This window comes from Neisseria sp. P0022.S010, assembly GCF_051956635.1.
The window spans coordinates 1-2,053 of record NZ_JBQCXF010000521.1 but is presented as its reverse complement, the minus strand read 5'-3'; the positions used below and the strand labels follow the sequence as shown (position 1 = coordinate 2,053).

2 protein-coding genes are annotated in these 2,053 nt (G+C 47.3%); one reads left to right on the top strand and one right to left on the bottom strand.

What is annotated here, in order from left to right; translation table 11 throughout:
* Positions 1 to 174 precede the first annotated feature (174 nt).
* Positions 175 to 810: a multidrug efflux system transcriptional repressor MtrR gene (mtrR, locus tag ACTHUT_RS18920; RefSeq protein ID WP_440419401.1), complete on the top strand. Its 636-nt coding sequence runs from the start codon at positions 175 to 177 to the stop codon at positions 808 to 810.
* Between the two features lie 65 nt (positions 811 to 875).
* On the opposite strand, the gene ettA is transcribed toward mtrR, so the two are convergent.
* Positions 876 to 2,053 (bottom strand): energy-dependent translational throttle protein EttA (gene ettA, locus ACTHUT_RS18915; protein WP_440386811.1); only part of this gene is annotated, 1,178 nt, incomplete at its 5' end.

Sequence of the window (2,053 nt, the reverse complement as noted above, 5' to 3'; positions counted from 1 at the left end):
CTTTAATCTCATATTTCGCAAACAGAAATTGCCTGCTTTTATGAAAAACAGGCTGATTATATAGTGTTGAGAAACACTATCAAGTATTGAATTGAATTATACATACATTCTTGCATGTTCAGAAGTAATTTTTTATAATCCGAACCATAAATTTACATTTCCCACAAAACAACTATGAGAAGAACCAAAACCGAAGCCTTAAAAACCAAAGAATATCTCATGCTTGCCGCATTAGATACGTTTTATCAGAAAGGCATTGCCCGCACTTCGCTCAACGAAATCTCCCAAGCCGCAGGCGTAACGCGCGGCGCGCTGTATTGGCATTTTAAAAACAAAGAAGATTTGTTTGACGCCTTGTTCCAACGGATTTGCGACGACATCGAAAGCTGCATAAAAGGAGACTCGAACAACAATAACGAACAGGCTTGGTCAAGCTTCCGACTGACCCTGACCCGTTTTTTCGAGCGGCTGCAACACAACGAGCTTCACTATAAATTCCACAGCATTTTGTTTTTAAAATGCGAACACACCGAGCAAAACGAGGCGGTCATTGCCATCGCTAAAAAACACCAATCACTATGGTGTGAAAAAATCGTTGCCGTCCTGACTGATGCGGTACAACAAAAAGCATTGGCGGATAATTTGGATATCGATATGGCAGTCATCTTCATCAAGTCTTCATTAGACGGCTTGATTTGGCGCTGGCTTTCTTCAGGTCAAGGCTTCGATTTAGCACAAACTGCCCCACGCATGATTGAAATCATCATTGATACATTGGAAAACCATCCGCAATTAAGAAAACAATCATAAACATCAAAAATAAAAGGCCGTCTGAAACATTAAAAGTTTCAGACGGCCTTTTGGTTCAAACCTGCTTAACGTGTTACCGGTTTGTAACGGATACGTTTCGGTTTTGCGCCCTCTTCTCCCAAACGACGTTTCTTGTCGGCTTCGTATTCCTGATAGTTGCCGTCAAAGAACACCCATTTCGAATCGCCTTCGCACGCCAAGATATGCGTGGCGATGCGGTCGAGGAACCAGCGGTCGTGAGAAATCACCATCACGCTGCCGGCAAATTCCAGCAATGCATCTTCCAACGCGCGCAGGGTTTCCACGTCGAGGTCGTTGGATGGTTCGTCCAGCAGCAACACATTGCCGCCGCTCAACAAAGTTTTTGCCAAGTGCAAACGTCCGCGTTCGCCGCCCGACAATTGACCTGCGATTTTGCTTTGGTCGCTGCCTTTGAAGTTGAAACGACCCAAATATTGGCGTGCGGGAATTTCAAACTGACCAACCTGCAAAATGTCGCGGCCTTCGGCGATGTTGTCGAACACGGTTTTGTCGTTTTGCAAACCTTCGCGGCTTTGGTCGATCAGGCTCATTTTCACGGTTTGCCCGATTTTCACTTCGCCGGAATCAGGCTGCTCTTTGCCTGAAATCATTTTAAACAGCGTCGATTTACCCGCGCCGTTCGGGCCGATGATGCCGACAATCGCGCCCGCAGGCACTTTGAAGCTCAAATCGTCAATCAGCACTTTATCGCCAAACGATTTGGAAACGTTCACAAATTCAATTACTTCATTACCCAAACGCTCGGCGACAGGAATGAAGATTTCCTGCGTTTCATTGCGTTTTTGGTATTCGTAGTTGCTCATTTCTTCAAAACGCGCCAAACGCGCTTTAGACTTGGCTTGGCGGCCTTTGGCATTTTGGCGCACCCATTCCAATTCCTGCTTCATCGCTTTCACACGCGCGGCTTCGGATTTCGCCTCGTTTTCCAAGCGTTTTTCTTTCTGCTCCAGCCAAGACGAGTAATTGCCTTTCCACGGAATACCGTGGCCGCGGTCGAGTTCCAAAATCCATTCGGCGGCGTTGTCGAGGAAGTAGCGGTCGTGTGTTACGGCAACGACTGTGCCGGGGAAGCGTACCAAGAATTGCTCCAGCCATTCGACCGATTCAGCGTCCAAGTGGTTGGTCGGCTCGTCCAGCAGCAGCATGTCGGGCTTGCTCAACAAGAGTTTGCACAAAGCAACACGGCGTTTTTCACCGCCGG